General features: G+C 70.7%; 27 protein-coding genes and 1 tRNA gene. 12 read left to right on the plus strand and 16 right to left on the minus strand.

What is annotated here, in order from left to right:
* Positions 1-12: 12 nt before the first annotated feature.
* From JHE00_RS31000 to JHE00_RS31010, 3 genes are all read right to left on the minus strand, one after another.
* Positions 13-1,089, minus strand: a complete 1,077-nt coding sequence (locus tag JHE00_RS31000) for an ATP-dependent DNA ligase (protein WP_200325027.1) — start codon at positions 1,087-1,089, stop codon at positions 13-15.
* 23 nt (positions 1,090-1,112) lie between these two features.
* Positions 1,113-1,487 (minus strand): hypothetical protein, encoded by a 375-nt coding sequence (locus tag JHE00_RS31005; protein ID WP_230425255.1) that lies wholly within the window; start codon positions 1,485-1,487, stop codon positions 1,113-1,115.
* A 99-nt stretch (positions 1,488-1,586) separates the two neighbouring features.
* A complete protein-coding gene (locus tag JHE00_RS31010) occupies positions 1,587-2,354 on the minus strand; it encodes a pyrimidine reductase family protein (RefSeq protein ID WP_200325029.1) in 768 nt (255 codons plus the stop codon).
* A gap of 60 nt (positions 2,355-2,414) precedes the next feature.
* On the opposite strand from JHE00_RS31010, the gene zapE reads away from it, so the two are divergent.
* Complete coding sequence (gene zapE / locus JHE00_RS31015) at positions 2,415-3,452, plus strand: cell division protein ZapE (RefSeq protein WP_200325031.1); 1,038 nt, start codon at positions 2,415-2,417, stop codon at positions 3,450-3,452.
* On the opposite strand, the gene JHE00_RS31020 is transcribed toward zapE, so the two are convergent.
* Entirely contained in the window at positions 3,387-4,013 is a 627-nt protein-coding gene (locus tag JHE00_RS31020; protein WP_307832194.1) for a phosphatase PAP2 family protein, read from the minus strand. The genes zapE and JHE00_RS31020 overlap by 66 nt on opposite strands.
* A gap of 66 nt (positions 4,014-4,079) precedes the next feature.
* Between JHE00_RS31020 and JHE00_RS31025 the strand changes: the two genes are divergently transcribed.
* Complete coding sequence (locus tag JHE00_RS31025; protein ID WP_200325033.1) at positions 4,080-5,693, plus strand: ABC-F family ATP-binding cassette domain-containing protein; 1,614 nt, start codon at positions 4,080-4,082, stop codon at positions 5,691-5,693.
* Here the strand turns inward: JHE00_RS31025 and JHE00_RS31030 are convergent.
* Both JHE00_RS31030 and rocD read right to left on the minus strand, forming a co-directional pair.
* Positions 5,690-6,481 (minus strand): S1 family peptidase, encoded by a 792-nt coding sequence (locus JHE00_RS31030; RefSeq protein ID WP_200325035.1) that lies wholly within the window; start codon positions 6,479-6,481, stop codon positions 5,690-5,692. The two genes, JHE00_RS31025 and JHE00_RS31030, sit on opposite strands and share 4 nt — an antisense overlap.
* 56 nt (positions 6,482-6,537) lie before the next feature.
* Entirely contained in the window at positions 6,538-7,770 is a 1,233-nt protein-coding gene (gene rocD, locus JHE00_RS31035) for an ornithine--oxo-acid transaminase (RefSeq protein ID WP_200325037.1), read from the minus strand.
* Positions 7,771-7,924: 154 nt separating this feature from the next.
* On the opposite strand from rocD, the gene JHE00_RS31040 reads away from it, so the two are divergent.
* Positions 7,925-10,003 (plus strand): S9 family peptidase, encoded by a 2,079-nt coding sequence (locus tag JHE00_RS31040; RefSeq protein WP_200325039.1) that lies wholly within the window; start codon positions 7,925-7,927, stop codon positions 10,001-10,003.
* 70 nt (positions 10,004-10,073) lie between these two features.
* Positions 10,074-11,024: an LLM class F420-dependent oxidoreductase gene (locus tag JHE00_RS31045; protein WP_200325112.1), complete on the plus strand. Its 951-nt coding sequence runs from the start codon at positions 10,074-10,076 to the stop codon at positions 11,022-11,024.
* On the opposite strand, the gene crcB is transcribed toward JHE00_RS31045, so the two are convergent.
* Both crcB and JHE00_RS31055 read right to left on the minus strand, forming a co-directional pair.
* Positions 11,021-11,395, minus strand: coding sequence for a fluoride efflux transporter CrcB (gene crcB / locus JHE00_RS31050; protein ID WP_200325042.1), 375 nt, complete (start codon positions 11,393-11,395; stop codon positions 11,021-11,023). The two genes, JHE00_RS31045 and crcB, sit on opposite strands and share 4 nt — an antisense overlap.
* Positions 11,392-11,814 (minus strand): fluoride efflux transporter FluC, encoded by a 423-nt coding sequence (locus tag JHE00_RS31055; RefSeq protein ID WP_200325044.1) that lies wholly within the window; start codon positions 11,812-11,814, stop codon positions 11,392-11,394. Before JHE00_RS31055 ends, crcB begins: the two co-directional genes overlap by 4 nt.
* Before the next feature lie 86 nt (positions 11,815-11,900).
* Here JHE00_RS31055 and JHE00_RS36170 point away from each other — a divergent pair, with 86 nt between their 5' ends.
* The 4 genes from JHE00_RS36170 (at position 11,901) to JHE00_RS31075 (ending at position 13,965) form a co-directional block, all read left to right on the plus strand.
* A complete protein-coding gene (locus tag JHE00_RS36170; RefSeq protein WP_200325046.1) occupies positions 11,901-12,488 on the plus strand; it encodes an MFS transporter in 588 nt (195 codons plus the stop codon).
* Positions 12,489-12,522: 34 nt separating this feature from the next.
* A tRNA-Pro gene (locus tag JHE00_RS31065) sits at positions 12,523-12,596 on the plus strand.
* Between the two features lie 115 nt (positions 12,597-12,711).
* Complete coding sequence (locus JHE00_RS31070; RefSeq protein WP_200325048.1) at positions 12,712-13,662, plus strand: tyrosine-type recombinase/integrase; 951 nt, start codon at positions 12,712-12,714, stop codon at positions 13,660-13,662.
* 30 nt (positions 13,663-13,692) lie between these two features.
* Entirely contained in the window at positions 13,693-13,965 is a 273-nt protein-coding gene (locus JHE00_RS31075) for a hypothetical protein (protein ID WP_200325050.1), read from the plus strand.
* 197 nt (positions 13,966-14,162) lie between these two features.
* Here JHE00_RS31075 and JHE00_RS31080 read toward each other — a convergent pair whose 3' ends face one another.
* Both JHE00_RS31080 and JHE00_RS31085 read right to left on the minus strand, forming a co-directional pair.
* Entirely contained in the window at positions 14,163-14,555 is a 393-nt protein-coding gene (locus JHE00_RS31080; RefSeq protein ID WP_200325052.1) for a hypothetical protein, read from the minus strand.
* 277 nt (positions 14,556-14,832) lie between these two features.
* Complete coding sequence (locus JHE00_RS31085) at positions 14,833-15,147, minus strand: hypothetical protein (RefSeq protein WP_307832195.1); 315 nt, start codon at positions 15,145-15,147, stop codon at positions 14,833-14,835.
* Between the two features lie 236 nt (positions 15,148-15,383).
* Between JHE00_RS31085 and JHE00_RS31090 the strand changes: the two genes are divergently transcribed.
* The gene (locus JHE00_RS31090) at positions 15,384-16,142 is read left to right on the plus strand and encodes a GntR family transcriptional regulator (RefSeq protein WP_200325054.1); all 759 of its coding nucleotides are present in this window, start codon (positions 15,384-15,386) and stop codon (positions 16,140-16,142) included.
* A 10-nt stretch (positions 16,143-16,152) separates the two neighbouring features.
* Here JHE00_RS31090 and JHE00_RS31095 read toward each other — a convergent pair whose 3' ends face one another.
* The 3 genes from JHE00_RS31095 to JHE00_RS31105 form a co-directional block, all read right to left on the minus strand.
* Positions 16,153-16,779, minus strand: a complete 627-nt coding sequence (locus JHE00_RS31095) for a hypothetical protein (RefSeq protein WP_200325056.1) — start codon at positions 16,777-16,779, stop codon at positions 16,153-16,155.
* Between the two features lie 121 nt (positions 16,780-16,900).
* Complete coding sequence (locus tag JHE00_RS31100; protein WP_200325058.1) at positions 16,901-17,698, minus strand: hypothetical protein; 798 nt, start codon at positions 17,696-17,698, stop codon at positions 16,901-16,903.
* Positions 17,695-18,303 (minus strand): hypothetical protein, encoded by a 609-nt coding sequence (locus JHE00_RS31105; RefSeq protein ID WP_200325060.1) that lies wholly within the window; start codon positions 18,301-18,303, stop codon positions 17,695-17,697. Before JHE00_RS31105 ends, JHE00_RS31100 begins: the two co-directional genes overlap by 4 nt.
* Before the next feature lie 396 nt (positions 18,304-18,699).
* Between JHE00_RS31105 and JHE00_RS31110 the strand changes: the two genes are divergently transcribed.
* Both JHE00_RS31110 and JHE00_RS31115 read left to right on the plus strand, forming a co-directional pair.
* Positions 18,700-19,161 (plus strand): hypothetical protein, encoded by a 462-nt coding sequence (locus JHE00_RS31110; protein WP_200325062.1) that lies wholly within the window; start codon positions 18,700-18,702, stop codon positions 19,159-19,161.
* 122 nt (positions 19,162-19,283) lie between these two features.
* On the plus strand, positions 19,284-19,784 hold the full coding sequence (locus JHE00_RS31115; RefSeq protein ID WP_200325064.1) for a hypothetical protein: 501 nt from the start codon (positions 19,284-19,286) through the stop codon (positions 19,782-19,784).
* On the opposite strand, the gene JHE00_RS35690 is transcribed toward JHE00_RS31115, so the two are convergent.
* From JHE00_RS35690 to JHE00_RS31130, 3 genes are read right to left on the minus strand one after another with little or no spacing between them, the layout of a single operon-like run.
* Positions 19,781-20,332: a WhiB family transcriptional regulator gene (locus tag JHE00_RS35690; RefSeq protein ID WP_200325066.1), complete on the minus strand. Its 552-nt coding sequence runs from the start codon at positions 20,330-20,332 to the stop codon at positions 19,781-19,783. The genes JHE00_RS31115 and JHE00_RS35690 overlap by 4 nt on opposite strands.
* Positions 20,329-20,523: a hypothetical protein gene (locus JHE00_RS31125; protein WP_200325068.1), complete on the minus strand. Its 195-nt coding sequence runs from the start codon at positions 20,521-20,523 to the stop codon at positions 20,329-20,331. Before JHE00_RS31125 ends, JHE00_RS35690 begins: the two co-directional genes overlap by 4 nt.
* Positions 20,520-20,867 (minus strand): hypothetical protein, encoded by a 348-nt coding sequence (locus JHE00_RS31130; RefSeq protein WP_200325070.1) that lies wholly within the window; start codon positions 20,865-20,867, stop codon positions 20,520-20,522. The genes JHE00_RS31125 and JHE00_RS31130 overlap by 4 nt, the downstream gene beginning before the upstream one ends.
* A gap of 83 nt (positions 20,868-20,950) precedes the next feature.
* On the opposite strand from JHE00_RS31130, the gene JHE00_RS31135 reads away from it, so the two are divergent.
* Positions 20,951-21,166 (plus strand): transposase (locus tag JHE00_RS31135; protein ID WP_200325072.1); only part of this gene is annotated, 216 nt, incomplete at its 3' end.

A 21,166-nucleotide genomic window follows, 5' to 3' on the forward strand; every position in this document is an offset into this window, starting at 1 on the left:
GTGAGGCAGACGTTAGCGGGTTCGCCTGACCTCACCGTGGAACACGGCGTCGAGGTCGTAGCGGGCGGGCTGGTCGAGCTGGGCGTAGTCGCACGAGGCCGGGTCGCGGTCGGGCCGCCAGCGCGCGAACTGCGCGGTGTGCCGGAATCGCGACGGATGACCGCCCTCGGTGTGCTCGTAGCCGACCTCGACCACGCGCTCGGGCCGCAGCGGCACCCACGGCTGCTCGTTGGGACGCCACCGGTTGACGCCGCCGGGAAGGCGCTGGTGCTCGACCACCGCGTCGCCGAGCCACGGGTGCGCTTCCTCGGTGGCCAGCGGCGCCAGCTCCGCGGCCAGTTCCCGCCGCCGGGCCACGGGAAACGCCCCGACCACGCCGACGTGGTGCAGCACGCCGTTCTCGTCGTGCAGGCCCAGCAGCAGTGAGCCCACGGCCTCGCCGGGCTCGGTGTCGACGTGCCAGCGCAGGCCCGCGACGACACAGTCGGCGGTGCGGGAGTGCTTGTACTTGAACATGGATCGCTTGCCGGGCACGTAGGGCTCGGCCAGCGGTTTGCCGATCACGCCGTCGAGCCCGGCGCCCTCGAACAGCTCGAACCAGTGCCGGGCGGTGGCCGGATCGGTGGTGGCGGGGGTGAGCCGGATCTCCTCGCCCGCCAGTTCGGTCAGTGCCTGCCTGCGCGTGCTCGTCGGCTCGTCGAGCAGTGAGCGGTCGCCGATCGCGAGCACGTCGAACGCGATGAAGCTCGCCGGGGTCTGTTCCGAGAGCAGTGCGACGCGGCTGGCGGCGGGGTGGATGCGCTCGGTGAGAGCGTCGAAGTCGAGCCTGCCGCCGAGCCCGATCACCAGCTCGCCGTCGAGCACGACCTTCGGCGGCAGGGTCTCGGCCAGTTCGGCGAGCACCTCGGGGAAGTAGCGGTTGAGCGGCTTGAGCGAGCGCGACTGCAGGGTGAGCTCGTCGCCGTCGCGGAAGACGAGGCAGCGGAAGCCGTCCCACTTCGGCTCGAACAGCAGCTCGGCCGAGTCCGGGATCTTCTTGGCGGCCTTGGCCAGCATCGGTTTGACGGGCGGCGGCACCGGCAGCGACATGCGCTCACGGTACGCGAAACGGCTCAGGAGTCCACAGTGGAGGCGACGCCGGTGACCTCGACGTTCACGAGCACGTCGCCCGCGATCGAGCGCGTCAGGTCGCGCAGCTGGGCGGCCACCTCGGGCAGCGGCCTGCCCTCGCGCAGCACCACGCCGAGCACGATCGGCGCCCGGGGGTGGCTCAGGCGCACGCCCACGATCCTGCGGTGCGGCAGCCGCGTGGCCACCAGGCCCATCGAGCCGGCCCCCAGTTCGACGACGCCGGGATGTGCCGCGACCGCCGCCGCGATCGCGTCGGCGAGCTGTTCGACCGTGCGCGAGGCAGGTCCGTGTCCGGCCCCCGGCGCGCCGGGATCGCCCGGCTGTGCGGGATTGCCGTCGTGCGCCACGAACGTCATGGCCGCTCCCTTCGCGATGGCGGTCCCCGGATGGAACCCCGGCGATGCCGTCCCGGACGGCTGCGCCGCGCGGTGGCGGCCAACACCTCCCCGAACGGGTTAGCCCGTCCGGCCGCCTGCGGACCTGCGGTAGCGCAGCATCAGGAATCCGTCCTCCTGCAGCATCGACGCCAGCTCCAGCCCGCGCGGCGGGTCGGTGGGGCGCCCGGCGACGATGCGGCCCGCGCCGGCCCCGGCCAGCAGCGGCGCGATCGTCAGGCACAGCTGGTCGACGAGGTCCTCGGCGACGAGCGTCCCGAACAGGTTGGGTCCCCCCTCGCAGTTGACGCGGTACAGCCCTCGCTGTGCCAGTACCCCGAGCGCGGTCCTGACATCGACGTCGTGCTCGCCGGCGACGAGCACCTCGGCGCCCGCCGCGGCGAGCGCGGCCCTGCGCTCGGCGGGAGCGGCCTCGGTCGTGAGCACCAGCGGTGGCACGCGGGTGTCGGTGAGCAGCGCGGCCCCGGGGTCGATCGTGCAGCGTCCGCTCACCACCGCGATGGGCGGGACGTCGGCGAGCCCGCGTTCGCGCCTGCGCGCGATGCGCCGCTCGGAGAGCTTCGCGCCGCGGTAGTTCTCGGCGGTGACCGTGCCGGCGCCCACCAGGATCACGTCGGCGAGGTCGCGGCCCAGCCCGAAGATCTTCTTGTCGGCCGGGTGCGACAGGCCCTCGGAACGGTCGGAGACCGTCACCGCCCCGTCTGCGGAGGACACGAAGTTGACCTGCACCCACGGCCGCGTGAGCCCGGCTGGGTAGTCGTAGAGCCGCTCCAGGTCGGCGTCGGAGAGCGGGCCGGAACCAGCAGGGCAGGGCCAGACGAGGTGCACGGATCACATCCCAGCACGGCTGGGGATCAGTGGCCATCCCGGGCCGTTAACCTGGCTGCCATGCCTGTGGAGAAGCTGACCGACCGCCGTCCCGAGATCGGTGCCGACGAGCTGGTCACCACGCTCGTGCCGCCGCCGCGGTTCGACGGCGTCCGCTTCTCCACCTACGTGCCCAACGCCGACGAGCCGAGCCAGGCGGCGGCTGTCGAGGCGTGCTCGGCCTTCGCCGACCGCGTGGCCGCGAGCGGGCAGCAGAAGTCGGGCTGGCGTTCGCTGTTCGGCCGTAAGCCCGAGGTGGAGGGCAAGCCGGGGCTCTACCTCGACGGCGGCTTCGGCGTCGGCAAGACCCACCTGCTCGCCTCGATCTGGCACGCGGTGCCCGGGCCCAAGTCCTACGGCACGTTCGTGGAGCTCACCCACGTGGTCGGCGCGCTGGGCTTCGCGGAGGCCGTGCGGCGGCTCTCGGAGCACCGGCTGCTCGCGATCGACGAGTTCGAGCTCGACGACCCGGGCGACACGATGCTGGTCAACAGGTTGCTGCGCGAGCTGACGGCCGCGGGCGTGTTCGTCGCGGCGACGTCCAACACGCTGCCGGACAAGCTGGGCGAGGGCCGCTTCGCCGCCGAGGACTTCCTGCGCGAGATCCAGGCGCTGTCGGCGAAGTTCGGCGTGGTGCGCGTCGACGGCCCCGACTACCGCCACCGCGGCCTGCCCGACCCGCCCGCGCCGGTGACCGACGAGGAGCTGCTGGCCTCGGCCGAAGCCAGGCCGGGGTCCACGATCGACGACTTCGACGCCCTGTGCGAGCACCTGGCGACCCTGCATCCGTCCGGTTACGGCAGGCTCGTCGACGGCGTGGCCGCGGTGCACCTGCGCGGGGTCCGGCCCGCGGGGGACCAGTCGCTGGCGTTGCGGTTGGTGGCCCTCGCCGACCGGCTCTACGACCGGGCGATCCCCGTGCTCGTGTCCGGTGAGTCGCTGAGCGGGCTGTTCACCGAGGAGATGCTCGCGGGCGGCTACCGCAAGAAGTACCTACGCGCGGTCAGCAGGCTCACCGCGCTCGCCCGCGACGCCGCCGCCTCTCCGGTGCCGCGCTGACGCGCCGACGAGTGCGGCGAGCCCGAGCGTCGCGGCGACGGCGAACGCCGCTCCGCCGAGCACATCGCTGAGGTAGTGGTACTCGAGGCCCACCATCCCGATGCCCGCGAGCGCGGTGAGCACGACGCCGGTCACCACCGTGGCGGCGCGCGGCGGTCCTGGCCGGGCCAGCACGGCGAGCACCGTCAGCACGGCCACGAGGCTCACCGTGTGCCCGCTCGGGTAGGCGAGGTGGTCGTCGTAGACGCGGCCGAACGCGGGCTTGAGCACCCACGTGTTGACCGACACCGCGACCGCGGGCGCGGCGACCACCAGCGCGAGCGCCGCCCGGTCCCGCCGCCACACGGTGACCGCGACGAGGACACCGAGCACGGCCAGCAGCACGGGCGGCTCGGTCGGCAGCACGAACACCCGCAGCAGGCCGTCGGCGAGGCCCTCGATCGTGTTCGCGACGGCCCCGTCCACGGCGCCCGGGGTGCGCTCGCCCGCGAACACCACGCCCAGCACGGCGAAGACGACCGCGCAGGCGGCGGCGACGGGCAGTGCGTGGCGGGGCGGCACCCGTCCATGCTGCCGCACGGCGCGCCGCGGGAAATCGGTCGCGTGCCGCGAGCGTGATCGGAGACCATGCCGTCCGTGGGATATCTGGAGGCCGGCGGGCTCGCGTACCGCCTCGACGACGGCAGGCAATTGTTCGAGGACGTCTCGTTCCGGGTGGGAGCGGGCCAGGTCGTGGCGCTCGTCGGCGACAACGGCGCGGGCAAGACGACGTTGCTGCGCATCCTGGCCGGGGAACTGCCGCCGGTCGTGGGTGGTACCTCCTCGCAGGGCGGGCTGGGCGTGATGCCGCAGTTCATCGGCTCGGTTCGCGACGACCGCTGCGTGCGTGACCTGCTGCTCGCCGTGGCGCCGCCCGCGTTGCGCGACGCCGCGGCGGAGCTCGACGCGGCCGAGCTCACGCTCATGGACACCGACGACGAGGCGAGCCAGCTGCGCTACGCGAGCGCGCTGGCGGCGTGGGGCGAGACGGGCGGCTACCAGGCCGAGGTGCTGTGGGACACCGTGACCGTGGCCGCGCTCGGCGCGCCCTACGACCGGGCCCGCTTCCGCGAGGTCCGCACACTCTCCGGCGGCGAGCAGAAACGGCTCGTGCTGGAGGCGCTGCTCCGCGGTCCCGAGCAGGTGCTGCTGCTCGACGAGCCGGACAACTACCTCGACGTGCCCGGCAAACGCTGGCTCGAGGACCGGCTCATCGAGACCGGCAAGGCCGTGCTGCTCGTCAGCCACGACCGCGAGCTGCTCGCGCGCGCCGCGACCCACCTCGTGACCGTCGAGGGCGGCACGGCGTGGGTGCACGGCGGCGGCTTCCGCGACTGGAACGAGGCCAGGCTGGCCCGCGCCGACCGGATGGCCGAACTGCGCAGGCGCTGGGACGAGAAGCACGAGCAGCTCAAGGAACTGGTGCGCTCGCTGCAGCGCGCCGCGACGATGAGCGACGTCATGGCCAACCGGTACAAGGCGGCGCAGACGCGGTTGCGCAAGTTCGAGGAGGAGGGCGCGCCGCCGCTGCCGCCGAAGGAACAGCGCGTCCAGCCCCGGCTGCGCGGCGGGCGCACGGGCGTGCGGGCCATCACGTGCGAGTCGCTGGAGCTGACCGGTCTCATGGCGCCGTTCGACCTCGAGGTGTTCTTCGGCGACCGCGTGTGCGTGCTCGGCGCCAACGGTTCCGGCAAGAGCCACTTCCTGCGCCTGCTGGCGGGCGACGACGTCCGCCACACCGGCGGCCACCGGCTCGGCGCCCGGGTGGTGCCGGGCCTGTTCGCGCAGACCCATGACCACCCCGAATGGGAACGCAGGACCCTGCTCGACATCCTGCACCGCGGCGAGGGCGACCGGCAGGGCATGGACCGGGGCACCGCGACCGCGGCGCTGAGCCGCTACGGCCTGGCCGCGTCGGCCCAGCAGCGGTTCGAGACGCTCTCCGGCGGGCAGCAGGCCCGGTTCCAGGTGCTGCTGCTGGAGCTCTCGGGCGCGACCCTGCTGCTGCTCGACGAGCCGACCGACAACCTCGACCTGGTGTCGGCCGAGGCGCTGCAGCAGGCACTGGAGACCTACGAGGGAACGGTGGTGGCCGTGACGCACGACCGCTGGTTCGCCGCCTCGTTCGACCGGTACCTGCACTTCGCCGAGGACGGCACCGTGGCCGAGGTCGACGGAGCGGCCGCCGCGCTGGCGAGTTAGCCGCCGATCATCGACAGGATCCACTCACGACTGTCGTGCACGGAGCCGAAGATCCCGTGCTGGTCGGGAACTCCCCGCGAGCAGGTTCCGTGGACGGTCCACTCGCCGTCGACCTGGGTCAGCAGCGGACCACCGGAGTCGCCGGTGCGGGTGGTCTGCGGCCACTTGCCCTCGCCGGGCAACGACGACATGCACAGTTCGTTGTCCGCCATGGGCTCGCCGCTGAGTCCGGGGCACCGGTCGGGATCGAGGATCGAGGTGTCGAGCTGGCGCAACCGTTCCGGTAGCGGCGGCCACGGATCGCCCGGGTTCTCGGGCAGCTCGTGGCTGCCCCAGCCCAGCGCCCGCACCTCCTCGCCCGGCTCCAGTTCGGTGCTCGGCAGCGCGGCGGGAGTGGCGGTGACGGGCGCGTCGAGCCGGAGCAGCGCCACGTCCTGCCCGTAGATCTCGCCGCCGGCGCTGGCCTCGATCCGCTCGCCGTGGCGCACCTCGCCGCCCTGCGTGCGGTCGTTGCTGCCGAGTCGCACCGTGATCGACGTGGGATCGGTGCGCTCGCCCTCGCCGTCCACCAGGCAGTGCTTCGCGGTGAGAATCCACTGTGGAGCCACCAGCGTCCCGCCGCAGAAGTGCTCGCCGTCCGCGCGCTGTTGCAGCGAGGCCATGAACGGATACGCGCCCGTGGCTTCCTCTCCGCCGCTGATGGCCGCGGCGGGAGCGGCTCCCCCCGACAACAGAGCCGCTCCCGCACAACCCGCCACCAACACCCGGACCCGTCGTGTGATCGTCATGCGAGTCAGCCAAACAGGGCCGATGTTGCGGGCAGGTAATCGCGACCGCCGACCGCTCAGCGGCCCAGCGCCACCGCCTCGATCGCGTCGAGTCCCCGGTCGAGCTCATGCTCGGTGATCACCAGCGGGGGAGCGATGCGCAGCGTGGCGCCGTGGGTTTCCTTGCACAGCACGCCTCGCGCCATGAGCGACTCCGACGCCTCGCGTCCGCCGGGTCCGCCGGGAGTGAGGTCGACCCCGGCCCACAGCCCGCGCCCGCGCACCTCGCTCACGCCGTGGCCGACGAACCCGGCCAGCCGCGCGTGCAGCCGCGCGCCGAGCGTGGTGGCGCGCTCCTGGAACTCGCCGGAGTCCAGTAGCCGCACCACGGCCCTGCCGACCGCGCACGCGAGCGGGTTGCCACCGAACGTGGAGCCGTGCTCGCCGGGCCGCAGCACACCCAGCACGTCTGCCCTGCCCGCGACCGCGGAGACGGGCACGATGCCGCCGCCCAGCGCCTTGCCGAGCGTGTAGAGATCGGCGCGCACGCCCTCGTGGTCGAGCGCGAGCACCGGCCCGGTGCGCGCGAGCCCGGACTGGATCTCGTCGGCGATGAGCAGTGCACCGGCCTCGTCGCACAGCCTGCGGGCGTGCGCGAGGTAGCCGGGCGGCGGCACGATCACGCCCGCCTCGCCCTGCACCGGCTCCAGCAGCACCGCGGCCGTGCGCTCGGTGACGGCGCCTGCCAGCGCCTCGGCGTCGCCGTAGGGGACCACCACGAAACCGGGTGTGAACGGGCCGAAGTCCGCGCGGGCCGTCTCGTCTGTGGAGAACGACACGATGGTCGTGGTGCGGCCGTGGAAGTTGGAGTCCGCGACCACGATCTCGGCCTGGCCGTCGGGAACGCCCTTGACGCGGTAGGCCCACTTGCGCGCCACCTTCACCGCCGACTCCACCGCCTCCGCGCCGGAGTTCATGGGCAGCACCATCTCCGTGCCCGTCAGAGCGGCGAGCTCCTGGCAGAACAGGCCGAGCTGGTCGTGGTGGAACGCGCGGGAGGTGAGCGTGACCCGGCCCAGTTGCTCGACCGCGGCGGCGACGAGCGCGGGGTGGCGGTGGCCGAAGTTCAGTGCCGAGTAGCCGGAGAGGAAGTCGAGGTAGCGCTTGCCGTCCACGTCGGTGACCCACGCTCCCTCGGCGTCGGCGATCACCACGGGCAGCGGGTGGTAGTTGTGCGTGCTCCACCGCTCGTCCAAAGCGATGAGCCCGGCGGTCGTGGTGTTCGTGGTGCCGTCGGCGAAGGTCGTCATACGTTCAGATTAGGTCGAATCCCGCGATCGCATCAGCCGCGAGAACGTCTGTCGACGTGCGGATCATTGCGTATATCGCGGCTGGGACATGCGAATCGTTGCGTAAGCCTTGGTGTTGGCGTGACCTCGGCCCGGTCTGCAAGAGTGGGGCCTCGTGACAGACGATCTCTCCTTCCTGCGCACGCAGGCGCGGACACAGCGGTTCACCCTCGGGGCCCCGAAGGAGTTCCGGGTCTCCCCGGACCGTTCCCGGCTGCTGTACCTGCGCGCCGAGTCCGGCTTCGACCGGCGCAACAGCCTCTGGCAGCTCGACCTGCGCACGGACACCGAGTCGAAGATCGTCGACGCCGCGGAGCTGCTGCCCGGCGAGGAGGAGCTGCCGCCGGAGGAGCGCGCCCGGCGCGAGCGGGCCAGGGAGACCTCGGGCGGCGTGGTCGGCTACGCGGTGGACGAGGCGTTCAGCGTCGTGGCGTTCCCGCTCTCGGGCAGGCTCTACACCGCCGACCTGCGCACGGGCGAGACGAGCCTGCGCGTCGACGGCGCGGTCGTGGACCCTCGGCCCAACCCGGCCGGCACCCACGTCGCCTACGTCGCCGACCGGCGACTGCGCGTGATCGACCTCGTCACCGGCGAGGACACCCTGCTCGTGGACGAGCCGGGCGAGGACGTGTCGTGGGGCCTCGCGGAGTTCATCGCGGCGGAGGAGATGAGCCGCGTCCGCGGCTACTGGTGGGCGCCCGACGGCCGCAGCCTGCTCGTGCAGCGCACCGACCGCTCCGACGTGCCGCGCTGGACCATCGCCGACCCCGTCCACCCCGACGCCCCGGTCAACACCGTCGCCTACCCGGCGGCCGGCACCACCAACGCCTCGGTCTCCCTGTCGTTCCTCGGCCTCGATGGCGGCAGGGTGGACGTCGAGCGCGGCGACTGGGAGTACCTGGTGGCCGTGCACTGGTCGGCGGGCGGCGCGCCGCTGATCACCGTGCAGCCGCGCGACCAGCGACGGCTCGAGGTCTACGCCGTGGACCCCGCCGACGGCTCGACCAGCCTCGTGCACGCCGAGAGCGACCCGGACTGGGTGGAGATCGTGCCCGGCGTGCCCTCGTGGACGGCCGACGGAAGGCTCGTGCACGTCAGCGCCGCCGACGGTGCCTACCGGCTGCTGCTCGACGGCAAGCCCGTCACCGACGAGGGCGTGCAGGTGCGCTCGGTGCTCCATGTCGGCGACGAGGTGCTGTTCAGCGCATCCGAGGACGATCCGACCCAGATCCACGTCTACCGCACCGAGCACGGTTCCGTGCGCAGGCTGTCCACTGTGGATGGTGTCCACATCGGATCCGGCGATGCCGCCGTCACGGTGCTCTCGTCGTGGAGCCTCGACCACAGCGGGCCCAGGGTGTCGGTGCTGCGCGACGGCGCGCCGATCGCCGCGGTCGGCTCCCGCACCGTCGATCCCGGCCTCGAACCGGAGCCGGTCTGGCTCACGGTGGGCGAGCGCGGCCTGCGTGCCGCGCTGCTGCTGCCCACCGGGCACCGGCCGGGCAGCGCGAAGCTGCCCGTGCTGCTCGATCCCTATGGTGGCCCGCACGCGCAGCGCGTGCTGCAGAGCCGCAACGCGTTTCTCACCTCGCAGTGGCTGGCGGACCAGGGTTTTGCCGTGGTCGTGGCGGACGGCCGTGGCACGCCGGGGCGGGGGCCGGTGTGGGAGAAGGAGATCGCGGGCAGGCTCGCCGAGGTCACCCTCGACGACCAGGTCGACGCGCTGAGGGCGGTCGCCGCCGAGTACCCGGACCTCGATCTCGACCGGGTCGCGATTCGCGGCTGGTCCTACGGCGGATATCTCGCCGCGCTCGCCGTGCTGCGCAGGCCCGACGTCTTCCACGCCGCCGTCGCGGGCGCCCCGGTGACGGACTGGTCGCTCTACGACACGCACTACACCGAGCGCTACCTCGGGCTCCCGCACGAGCAACCGGAGAGCTACGAGCGCAACTCGCTGCTCGCGGACGCGCCGAACCTGCGCAGGGCGCTGCTGATCGTGCACGGTCTCGCCGACGACAACGTGTTCGTGGCGCACGCGCTGCGCCTGTCGGCCGAGCTGCTGGCGGCGGGCCGGGCGCACACGTTCCTGCCGCTGGCGGGCGCGACGCACATGACGCCGCAGACCGAGGAGGTCGCGGAGAACCTGATGCTCACGCAGGTGCGCTGGCTCAAGCGGGAACTGGAGGCACGGTGACCGACACTGGCGCAGGCCCCGTCGCCGGTGCCGACCGGGTGCGGGTGTCGCGCGGACTACTGGAGGCATGATGAAGCGCTGGGGACTGACCGTTCCGCTCACCGGCATCCCGCTGCCGCAGCACCGGGAGATCGTCGAGCAGCTGCCCGACCTCGGCTACACCGACGCGTGGTCGGCCGAGACCGCGGGAACGGACGCGTTCTCCCCGTTGCTGCTGGCGTCGCAGTGGGCGCCGCAGCTCCGGCTCGGTACGGCGATCGTGCCGGTCTACACGCGCGGCCCCGGCCTGCTCGCGATGAGCGCGGCCACGCTCGCCGAGTGCGCGCCCGGCAAGTTCGTGCTCGGCATCGGCACGTCGTCGCCGGTGATCGTGGAGAACTGGAACGCCGGCGAGTTCGCCGAGCCCTACGCCCGCACCCGCGACACCCTGCGGTTCCTGCGTGCGGCGCTGGCGGGGGAGAAGGTGACCGAGCAGTACCCGACGTTCTCGGTGAACCGCTTCCGGCTGGAGCGGGCCGCCGATCCGGCGCCGCCGATCATGCTCGCCGCGCTGCGGCCAGGGATGCTGCGGCTGGCGGCACGGGAGTCCGACGGAGCCATCACCAACTGGCTCGCTCCCGGCGACGTGCCGACGGTGCGCGCGGAGATCGGGCCCGACCTCGAGCTGGTGGCGCGGATCTTCGTGTGCCCCACCGAGGACGCCGAGGCCGCGCGCAACCTGGGCAGGCTGCTCATCAGCAGCTACCTCACGGTGCCGGTGTACCGTGCGTTCCACGACTGGCTCGGGCGCGGTGAGCTGCTGGCGCCCATGCACGAGGCGTGGGCCGCGGGCGAGCGCAAGAAGGCCAACGCGGTGATCCCCGACGAGGTCGTGGACGAGCTCATCGTGCACGGCAGTCCCGACGCGTGCCGCGAACGGCTGGAATCCTATGTGGACAACGGGCTCACCACGCCGGTGATCTCCCTGCTGCCCACCGGAGGGGATCCCGTGGAGCAGGTGAAGGCGCTGGCGCCGCGCTAGCTCCAGAGCGCGGAGCCGAGCACCAGCCCGGCTCCGGCGGCGCCGAATCCGGCGAGCACGGTGATCACCACGTTGGCGACGGCGTAGAGCCGGGCGCGTTCGGTGAGCAGCCGCAGGGTCTCGTAGCCGAACGTGGAGAACGTGGTGAGTGATCCGCAGAGCCCGGTGCCGACCAGCGCCTGCAGCGCGGAGGAGTCGCCGCCCGCGAGCACCCAGCCCGCGAGCAGGCCGAGTACGGCGGAGCCCGCGACGTTGACCGTGAGCGTGCCCCACGGGAACGCGGAGTCGTGGCCGCGCTGCACGCGCTGGTCGATCACGTAGCGCAGCACCGCGCCGACGGCGCCGCCGAGCAGTACGAGCAGGACCGTCACGAGGCACTCCTCGTGAGAACGCGGCGGCGCAGCAGCGCGTGCGCGGCGGACCACCCGGCCGCGACGGCGGCGAGCGAGACGAGCACCGAGATCGTGGCGTAGAGCAGCGCGATTGCCGGACGGCCGAGCTGCACCGACTCGACGGCGTCGAGCACGTAGGTCGAGAACGTGGTGAACCCGCCCAGCATGCCGACCCCGAAGAACGGGCGCAGCAGCCGATGCGGCCGCCTCGCCCGGAGCAGCACGGCCATGAGCACGCCGATCAGCAGGCAGCCTGCGACGTTGGCGAGCAGCGTGGCGACGGCGAACCCGCCGGGCGGATGGGGCAGTGCCACCGCGAGCCCGTATCTGGCGAGGCTGCCGAGTGCGCCGCCCGCGGCCACCGCGAGCAGCACGTCGATCCGGTGGGTTCCTGGCATTCCACCATGGTCGCCGACACCGGCGGTCCTCACCGGGCGGGCTGGTCCTGGCGTCGGTGCGCGGCGGTATGCCGAGGGTGCTCTCGGTGGAGCCGAATCCGCAGCGTCGAGTGACGGCCGCCGGGGGCAGCTCGCTCGACAACAGCAGCTGGGCGGCGGCCTCGGTGCGGATCGCGCGCACATACCGGCTCGGGGACAGGCCGAGAGGTCGCTTGTCGCAACTGGGCCTGGTGAGCACGGTGCTCGGTAATCTGGCGGCGATCGCGGGCGGTCTCGCGGCCGGGGTGATCCTGACGAGGATCACGAGGCGCCGTGCGCTGCTGGCGCTGTCGCGGTGGTGGCCTCCCTGTTCCCGCTCGCGTCGGGCCACGCCCCGGCGGTGGCCACCGCCGGGGCTGATGTGCCTGCTGCACGCCTGCTACGCCGCGGCGGTGACGGTGACGGTGGACCTGTGCAGGCAGACGAGCGCGGGCACGGACTTCACGATGCTGACCACCCTGGCGACGGGCATCTCGCTGGCGGTCGGCTCACTGGCGGTGACGGTCGCGGGCACCCTCGGCTACCAGGCGGTTCTCGCGGGAGTAGTGGCCCTGCTGGCCGCGGGGGCCGCCGCGGTGGCGCTGCTGTTCACCGAGGGTGCACCCGCCGTGAAGGCGCGGGAGGGGGCAGGGTAGAGTTCTCTCATCGCCTTCGAGAGAAGGAGATGGCCGGGCTGTGGCGCAGTTTGGTAGCGCACTTGACTGGGGGTCAAGGGGTCGCAGGTTCAAATCCTGTCAGCCCGACCGGCAGGCGGTTTCCGCAGGTTAACACCTACGGAGACCGCCATTTTTTTGTTCTGGCACGGGTCTCGTGGTCAAGCGCTTCGCTCAGTGACACCTTGACTCGAAAGTTGGCGCCATGCCCGAAGAACGCCTTCCCCGCCCCAGAAACCGCGTCTGGTCCACCTACCTCGACGAGTGGGACCGCGCCACGCGCGCCGTCCCGCACCCGTACACCACGCGCTACAACTACCAGCTCGCCGCCACCCAGCTCGCCGATTACCTCGCCGAGCACTCGCCCGACCCCGACGCCATCGACGCCGCCGACGACCCCACCGACACCACCAAGGGCCACGTCGAATCGTTCATCGCCTGGATGATCGACACCCGCTCGGCGTCCACCGCCCGCAACAAGTTCAAGGGCCTACAGCAGTTCTTCGGCTACCTCGCGAACGAGGACGAGATGGCTGCGTCACCGCTCGCCCGCATCCCACAACCGAAGGTCCCGAAGCGCCTGGTGCCGGTCGTCCCCGACGACGCCGTCTCCGCGCTCCTGGCGACCTGCTCCGGCAAGTCGTTCGTCGACCGCCGCGACACCGCCCTGATCCGCGCACTGTTCGACTCCGGCGGCCGACTCGCCGAGATCACCAACCTGACCCTCGACGATCTCGACCTCAAGGTCGACCTGTTTCGCGTCATCGGCAAGGGCGACAGGCAGCGCGCCATCCCGTTCGGGCCCAAGACCGGGCAAGCCCTCACCCGCTACCTGCGGGTGCGCGCCAAGCACCGCGGTGCCGACCTCGACCAGCTCTGGCTCGCCGAGCGCGTCGGCAAACCGCTCGGCCACTCCGGAGTCAAGATCATGCTCCGGCGGCGCGGGAAGCAGGCACAGCTCGACGGGAGCATGCACGCCCACCGATTCCGCCACACCCTCGCCCACGAGTGGCTAGTGCAGGGCGGCAACGAAACCGACCTGATGCGGCTCATGGGCTGGGAATCGCGCGACATGCTGCTGCACTACGGCGCCTCGGCCGGGCAGCAGCGCGCGCAGCAGGCCCATCGTTCGATGAAGCTCGGAGACCGCGTCTAGCGGTGACAAGCGAACCGCATGCTCGGGGGTATGGCAGCCTCCACGAACCTCACCCCCGAGCAGCGGTCGCTCCGCGCCCGCATCGCAGGCCACACCTCGTGGGCCACCACCACCGACCGCGGCGCGAAGGGCCGAGCGAGCGCCGAGGCGCGGCTACGCCGCTTCGAGCAGCAGATCGACCCCGGCGGGCAGCTGCCCGCCGACGAGCGACGCCAGCGCGCCGAGAGCGCCATGCGCGCCCACATGCTCAGGCTCGCGGCCAAGTCCGCGGCCACGCGCGCCGCGCGCAGCAAGGCCGGCTAGGACCGGCGGGGTTCGTGCCCGGTGCCGCGGCAGCGCGGACATGTCCGCTCGAACACGTACCGGCGCCCCCACACGTGGGTCTCGACGCGCACCTGCTCGTGGCCGTCGCAGCGCCGGCACCGTCTCGGGCCTGAATCGTCCTCCATGCCGCCCCTCTCGTCTCCGCGTCCCTCGTTCGTGATCACGGTATGCGCTGATCAGCGGGCTAGCCGTGAGGCGATCTCGCGGGCGAGTTCGACGAGGCGCCGGTGCGGCTCGTAGACGTCGGCGTCGAGCGCGTTCACGGGCGGGTCGGTGATCCCCTCGAGGTCGTCGGCTGCGGCGAGCATCCAGTCGCGCAGGAGGACGATGCCGTCCTCGACCGTCGCGTGGTGAAGGCTGAACCTGGTGAGCCGCAGGCTGCGGTCGCACTCGTCGAGCAGGCGTGCCGTCTCGCGCAGTTCGTCCGAGGGCACGGCGCGCGCGTTCACCGGGCCCGCCGTGTCGACCGTGCCCGCACCGGCCGGTGCGCTGGACAGGCGCACGGTGGTGCGCACCGACCGTTCGTGCTGTGCGGGTACGTCGGCCACTGCTTGCCGACGGCCCGTCACTGGTCTGCTCCCTGGGCTTGATCCCGCCGTGTGACCCTGGCCGGCGCGGAGTCGGGGTCATCCGCGCCGACCAGGTGCTCGGGGATCTTGTCCGGTGAAGTAGCCGCGGGCCACCCGTCGGGGCCGACCTTGGATACGCGGCCGTCACTGTGAATTAGCCAGCTCACCACTGGTCTCCAGCTCGTTGGTCGAATCGACCACGGCGCGCTACCTCTCCCGGGCGGCGCGCGTCACGGATGCCGGTGCCGGCCGGGCCTCGGGGTGTGGTGCGTGGTCGTCAGCGGGAATCGCGGGGCCCGAGGCCCCACTGCGTCAGCGCGTTTCGGATGAAGTCCGCGCCGATCTCCTGGGATTCGTCGGCCAGGCCGCGAGCTCGTTCCGGGCTGTCGTCGGACTGCTCGACGACTCGGCGCCGCTCGGCGTGCGGGTGCTTCCAGTAGCCGCCGCAGCCGTTCGGGCAGTCCATCTCGATCGTGCGCAGCTCGGTGCCGCTCGGCAGGGGCTGTTCCCAGGACATGACGCCCGTGCCGTGGCACAGTTGGCAGGCGTCACCAGCCGTCTGGGATTTCTCCAATTCCTCCACAGCGATCACACGGGTCCTTCCGGTTCGGGGCGAGCCCCGAACCGAGGCATACCGGGCACGTTGTCATCGGTGGGCCGCTCATGGCAACTCCTTGTCTCGATGTCGTCACGGTCGGCTCCTTCGGCTGATTGACCGTCGAACATCCTGCACCGACCCCTTTCCTCAACTCATCCGGACGTCCGTATGACTGTGACACGCGTCGGGCACGATAGTCCAGTCGTCCGTATGAGTGGAACAATGGGCCGATGGACAAATCCAGCGGTGTGCCACTGCATCGGCAGGTGGCATCTGACCTGCGCGAGAAGATCACCGCGGGGACCTTTGCGCCCGGCGAGCAACTTCCCGCCGAGCCAGCGCTCATGGACTCCTATGGGGTGTCGCGTCACACCATCCGCGAAGCGATCCGTCTGCTGCGCACTGACGGCCTCCTCGTCTCGGAGCACGGCAAGGACGTGTTCGTCCGGCCGCCGGCGCAGATCCAGCGGCTTGCCCGCTCACGGCTGTCCCGCGCCGCACGCGCTGAGAATCGGGGAGCGTTTCTCGCCGACGCCGCGGCGAAGGGCTTTACCCCGTCATCGTCGGTGAGAGTGCGGTTTGAGCCTGCCGACGAGCGCGCCGCGAGCATCCTCGACATCGACGTCGGCACCGAAATCACCGTGAGAGATCGGGTGATGCGCGCCAACGGGCTCGTCGTTCAACTCGCGGTGTCGCGCCTTTCCCGGCAGTACACGCGCGACACCGCGATCGAGCAGGTCGACACCGGCGAGGGCGGCGCCTACGCCCGGCTGGAGGAAGCGGGCCACCTGATCGGCTCGTACGTCGAGAACGTCGGTGCCCGCATGCCCACCCCGGATGAGACGTCGCAGTTGGAGCTCGGGCCGGGCATCCCCGTCGTGACGGTGACTCGGGTCGCCTACCGCGAAGACGGGACCCCGCTGGAGATGAACGACATGACCTTGCCCGCGAACCGATACGAACTGTCGTACGAGTGGTCTGCGGAATAGGTCGGACCGGTCAGTACGTCCAGGCGTAGCGGAGGTCGATGCGGTTCGTGGCGGCGCCGGAGAGGGCGTCGCGGTTCTGGATCCGGTAGGCCATGCCGTGGCCCTTGGCGAGGTACACGTCGCGGTGCAGGCGCATGCCGAACGGGCGTTCGCCGTTGTCGTCCCACCACTTTTCGGTCTGCCGTAGCGCGGGCGCGGAGCCGAGGTGGGGGTTGGTCGTCGGGCCGACGTTGCACCAGCGCTGTTCGTGGGCGAACGCTACACGCTTGCCGGAGGACTGCTCGATGATCGTGCCCAGCGCGAACAGGCTGTAGCCCTGCCCGAGCGCGGGGACTGTCCATTTCGCGTAGTGCTGCGCGCCCGGAGGCAGCGCGACACGGTTCGTGACGAGGTCGAGGCCCGCGAGCCACTGCACGGCGACGTTGAGCTCGTAGTAGGTGCCGTTGCCCTCCCAGCCGTCGAGCATCACCCAGTCGCCGTCGCGGCGGAAGTGCTCTTTGTACGGGTGCTGCTCGGTGCCCCACGTGTCGGGGTGACCCCAGCGGATGCGTGACTCGGTGGCGGACACGGGTTCCCACGCCCACTGCCCCTCGGCCTTGCTCGCGTTCCAGTGTTGCCCGGCGGCGCGCTCGAACATGCGCGTGTAGTCGGCGTAGGTGTCTACTGTGGACGGAATGGCGACCTCCTGGTGTCGCCATGACCGTGACGTCAGAGTGTCACCCGGAGATTTCCATGGGTAGCAGGGAGTAACGAGGTGGTCAGCCCGTCGGGATCATCAACGCGGTCACCTGGCCGTAGAAGAACGCGGGGTTCTGCCCGCCCACCGACGCCCGGCTCGACGCGTGCTCGGCGCGCACCAGCACATCGCCGGACGCCGTGCCGAAACTCGCGTGGTGTGGCGACATCGACCCGCGTCGCGTGCTCGCGCCCACGCCGTTCGTGTTGCCTACCTGGTCCCGGCTCTGCTTGCCCGAGGTCCACGTCGCGCCGCCGTCGAGCGAGATCGACAGGCGCATCGCCACATACGCGCCCGTTCCGGAATCGTTGATGCCCGTCCCCATGCCCCATGCGACGACCGCGACCGGACGCCCCGGATTCGGAAATGTGAGCGGTGAGCCCCACACCTCGTCGACCTCCGCGACCAGCTGCGTGATGTTCTCAGGCAGCGGCACCGTCAAGGCCTTGATACCGCCCGGCGCGGCGGACTCCAGCAGCGCTACGCGCGCGCGAAGATCGGCCAGCTGCGACGAGGCCGATCCCGTGAGCACGTTCGTGCCCGTACCGACCGCAGTGCCGAGCCGGTCGGCGAGCCGTTGATTGCCGATTCCGCCCGACGTCGAGGTGTTCGTCGTCCGGGACTCCAATGCGGACACACGCGAGATCGCGGTGCCGCCGGACCAGGATCCGAGGTTCGCGTTGAGTGCGTTGATCTCCGACTGTCGCGCGAAATCCCTGTCGTTCAGGTTGTTCAGCAACACCTTGAGCACATTGCCGAAACGGCTGACCGACACCTCGCTACCCGACACCACCTCGAGGTCATCCGAGAACGCCATCACTCACCCCACCTTCCGACGTCCCAACCGAGGTCGGGGTCATCCCAGATCGCGACACCCGGCGTGCGGACGATCCGCAACGACAGCGTGTCCACCGAGCCGCCCGGCCCGTCCTCCCGCTGAATCCCGATCACCTGCGCGTACAGGGCGCCAGCGATGCCGCCTTCGTTGGTCAGGCGGATCACGTCCCGCAGCTGGATACGCGGATCTGCCGGGATCGTCACGGGCTCGACGAGCGGCGTCGGGTCCACTGTGTCCTTGAGTAGGTTGTCGATGATCACGTCCACGCTGCCCTTGGTCTGCCGCCAGTCCGAGTCGCCGAGCTCGACGGCCCGCGTCCCGCGCAGCGCGACCTCATCCGGGTCCGAACGCTTCGTGCGGTGCGTGTTCCGTTCCGAGTAGGCCAGTCCCGACAGCAGGAACGACGACGTGTTCCCTCCGATGTAGGCGCCGAGGTAGGCAGCGGGCTGGCCAGCGTTGACCCACCAGCGGACCAGCGCGGCCCGCGCGTCGGGCTGCTCGTCGTCCGGGAACCGCAGATCGACACTGATGCCGCCGCCGGAGCCCGGCACGGTCGGGTGCATGGTGTTGACGTTGTCGGCGCGCACGGCCGAGACGCTGGAAATCGTGATGTCCGGATCTGTCTCGGGCCGCGTCGCACTGACGCCGCTCGTACCCGACGTCGTCGAGAGGAGGCGGTGGGTAGGGCTTGCTGGGTGGCTCGTACTCGGGTAGAGGTTGCAGGCTCATTGGGCCATGGTCGCGGGGCGATGAGTGCGAGGCGCTTTGTTTGGGCGCGTTCAGTCAGGTGGGTGACAATCGCAGGGCGGCTACCATCCCACGTTGCATCCGACGGAAGTTGCCCTTCGATCGTGTTGCCTTCACTGTGGTCGGTTGACCGCTGGATTCTCGTCGGTAATGTCCGGTGAGTCGGTTCGGTGCCGCGGGGGAAATTCGATCTTTTCGCGAGGTCTTAGTTTCTTTCTCGGCCCGTGGCCGCATGTATGAAGGTGCAAACTTGGGGAGGTTTTGTGCGTTCAAGAATCCGATTGAATCTCGCAATTGCATTACTGATCGGTTTGCTCGGTTTTCCGGCCACGGCTGCAGCTAGCCCACAAGGCGCTTCAATTGCAGCGCAGGGCCAGGCGGTCGATGCTGCTGCACCGAAGTACTGCAACGGCTTGCAATGGCGTGGTATCAACTCGAATACGATCCGAATTTGGGCCACGGGGGCGGCTGTTCGCCAAATTGTCGGAAAGAGTCGCGTTGGTGCGCTATTGCTTCGTGTCACTGTGAAGGACATGCAGCAGCGAGTCGTGAAGCAGGCGGTCTACGGTGCGTCTCGGCGTGAAGGCGTGAGTGCTCTTGTTAGTCCGGCTCAGAGTGGCTGGATTGTTTTTACAAAGATCACAAATGAGCGCGGTGATAAGGTGTTCTGCAGTGGTAGCGACAACATCTCGCATTAAATAGGATGGCGGTTGGCGACTCGCGTGCTACTTCAGTCGCCAACCGCCACCCACTACCCTGGAGTTGGCCGTAGCCGTACGAACCTTGGGGAACCATGCTGCCCGCTCGACCACTTCCATTCGTGCCGAGCTTCCCGGTGCTGAGCGTCGCCGACACGCCACCGCACCCGGACCACCTCGGCTTGTGGAGCCCGATCCCCGACAGCAACACTGCGGGCCTTCTCGACTACGTCAGCCTTGTGGTCGACCCAGATACCGCGCGCGAGGTCATCGTGCAGACCAGGCCGGCGCGCCAACCCGATGACGAGGTGCCGCCGGGACAGTACGGGATGCTCGTCCCTTCGGCGCACATGGCACTGCTCGCGGTCGACGACGCGAATGCAGAGTCCCCCGAGGGGATCGCCGGAGCGTTAGCCGACGGGCATGCCCCGTGGGAGCCTGTCGAGTTGGTGATCGATGATGATGTCGTGCGTGGTTGGCGAGCAAGTTTTCCGGAACAGCGGGTCACAGTCGCCGCGCATGGCGACGTCACGATTGGTGTAGTCGACCGGCCCGGAGCCCCGCTAAGAGACCTTCGCACGGTTTCGCCGGGCGAGATGACGCCTTGGGCTGGCCGGGCTTAGGCGACTAGTCGCAGGTAGGGGCGGCTGGGTGTGGTCCGGCGTTCGGCAATCTGGACGATTCCGGGCAGGGGCAGCATGTATTGGCCGGCCTCAACCCAGCGGCGGCCGACGCGGCGGCGCTGCTCGACGACCGGCGGGTCGAGCCACAGGTTGCGGCGCTTGGCCTTTTCGCGGGCGGTGGCGCGCCGGTCGGCCTCGTAGACCGCGTGCGCCGTAGTGCACTCGGGGCACCTGCATTCGTGTTTGGCGTAGCGGCTGTTGGTGCCGTGCTCGGGCAGCACTGCGGGCAGTGGGAACCCGTATTCGAGGGCGATGGCCTTGCGGTCGCGGCGGTCGAGGCCGCCCCACATGCCCCAGGGCTCGCCCCGCTCTAGTGCTTCGGTGGCGCAGCGGGCACGCACGGGGCACGCCGCGCACACGACTCGGCAGGCGAGCGCGGCCGGGCCCTTCGCCTCTACCCAGTCGAGTTCGGGGAACAGTTGGCACGCCCCCTGCGCGTGCCAGTCCGGGACCTGCCGGGGGATGCGGGGGAGTTCGACCGTGGTCATGGGTGCGCCTCCGGGAGGATGCCGTAAACGGGGTACACGTCGAGGCCGAGGGCGTGGGCGATGTCGACGAGCGGGTCGTCGGTGCGCGCGCCGCGGGGCACGGCGGGGTGGTCGGTGACGTCGGGGTTGGTGGTGTAGCCGATGACGTCGCCGTGCTCCTGGACGAACTCGCGCCACGCCTGCTGCGTCACGGCTGCCGCTCCTCGAGCGCGTCGGCGAGGGTGTAGCCGTTGCACCACACCGTCGGCGCGACCTTCTTGGCCATGCGCAGCGCGGTGTCGAGGTCGAACCGGTGATCGGTCCGCCAGGAGTCCTCGCCGCTGCTGTACTCGGCGAACTCCGCATCGGTGTTGGGCTCCTGCGTGCCGTCGCGCCAGACGTAGCCCCACGACCAGCTGCCGTCGCGTCCGAGGAACCTGCCCTTGCTGAGGACCGCCCACAGCCCGGCGCCGCGGTACTCGACGCGCACCTCGAACCCGTGGGCGTTGACGTCGTCCTCCGGCAGGCACGAGACGACGTAGGCGGTCGGCCGCACGGTCGGCACAGGAACGGGGGCTGCTGAAGGGTTCTGTGACATCTGAGTTCGCTTGCTGAGGAGCAGGCTGGAAGGATGTCATTGTGCCCAAGCCGTATCCGCGTGAGTTCGGTGAGGACGTGGTCCGGGTCGCGCGTAACCGCGAGTCGGGTGTGACGATCGAGCAGGTCGTCGGCGACTTCGGTGTGCATCCGATGACGTTGCACAAGTGGTTGCGCCAGGCCGACGTCGAAGACGGAGTCAAGTCGGGTGTGTCGTCGGATGCGGCAGCTGAGCTGCGGGAGCTCAAGCGTCGTAAT

The organism is Prauserella cavernicola, assembly GCF_016595675.1.
Lineage (GTDB): Bacteria > Actinomycetota > Actinomycetes > Mycobacteriales > Pseudonocardiaceae > Prauserella_A > Prauserella_A cavernicola.

What these genes read in the sequence shown, in the direction of transcription:
- JHE00_RS31045 (WP_200325112.1), top strand. Translation starts at nt 10,074, where the DNA reads ATGAAGCGCTGGGGACTGACCGTTCCGCTCACCGGCATCCCGCTGCCG.
- JHE00_RS31005 (WP_230425255.1), bottom strand. Translation starts at nt 1,487, where the DNA reads ATGACGTTCGTGGCGCACGACGGCAATCCCGCACAGCCGGGCGATCCC.
- JHE00_RS31110 (WP_200325062.1), top strand. Translation starts at nt 18,700, where the DNA reads ATGAAGGTGCAAACTTGGGGAGGTTTTGTGCGTTCAAGAATCCGATTG.
- JHE00_RS31070 (WP_200325048.1), top strand. Translation starts at nt 12,712, where the DNA reads ATGCCCGAAGAACGCCTTCCCCGCCCCAGAAACCGCGTCTGGTCCACC.
- JHE00_RS31025 (WP_200325033.1), top strand. Translation starts at nt 4,080, where the DNA reads ATGCCGTCCGTGGGATATCTGGAGGCCGGCGGGCTCGCGTACCGCCTC.
- JHE00_RS31090 (WP_200325054.1), top strand. Translation starts at nt 15,384, where the DNA reads ATGGACAAATCCAGCGGTGTGCCACTGCATCGGCAGGTGGCATCTGAC.
- JHE00_RS31075 (WP_200325050.1), top strand. Translation starts at nt 13,693, where the DNA reads ATGGCAGCCTCCACGAACCTCACCCCCGAGCAGCGGTCGCTCCGCGCC.
- JHE00_RS31000 (WP_200325027.1), bottom strand. Translation starts at nt 1,089, where the DNA reads ATGTCGCTGCCGGTGCCGCCGCCCGTCAAACCGATGCTGGCCAAGGCC.
- rocD (WP_200325037.1), bottom strand. Translation starts at nt 7,770, where the DNA reads ATGACGACCTTCGCCGACGGCACCACGAACACCACGACCGCCGGGCTC.
- JHE00_RS35690 (WP_200325066.1), bottom strand. Translation starts at nt 20,332, where the DNA reads ATGACCACGGTCGAACTCCCCCGCATCCCCCGGCAGGTCCCGGACTGG.
- JHE00_RS31030 (WP_200325035.1), bottom strand. Translation starts at nt 6,481, where the DNA reads ATGACGATCACACGACGGGTCCGGGTGTTGGTGGCGGGTTGTGCGGGA.
- JHE00_RS31095 (WP_200325056.1), bottom strand. Translation starts at nt 16,779, where the DNA reads ATGTTCGAGCGCGCCGCCGGGCAACACTGGAACGCGAGCAAGGCCGAG.
- zapE (WP_200325031.1), top strand. Translation starts at nt 2,415, where the DNA reads ATGCCTGTGGAGAAGCTGACCGACCGCCGTCCCGAGATCGGTGCCGAC.
- JHE00_RS31055 (WP_200325044.1), bottom strand. Translation starts at nt 11,814, where the DNA reads ATGCCAGGAACCCACCGGATCGACGTGCTGCTCGCGGTGGCCGCGGGC.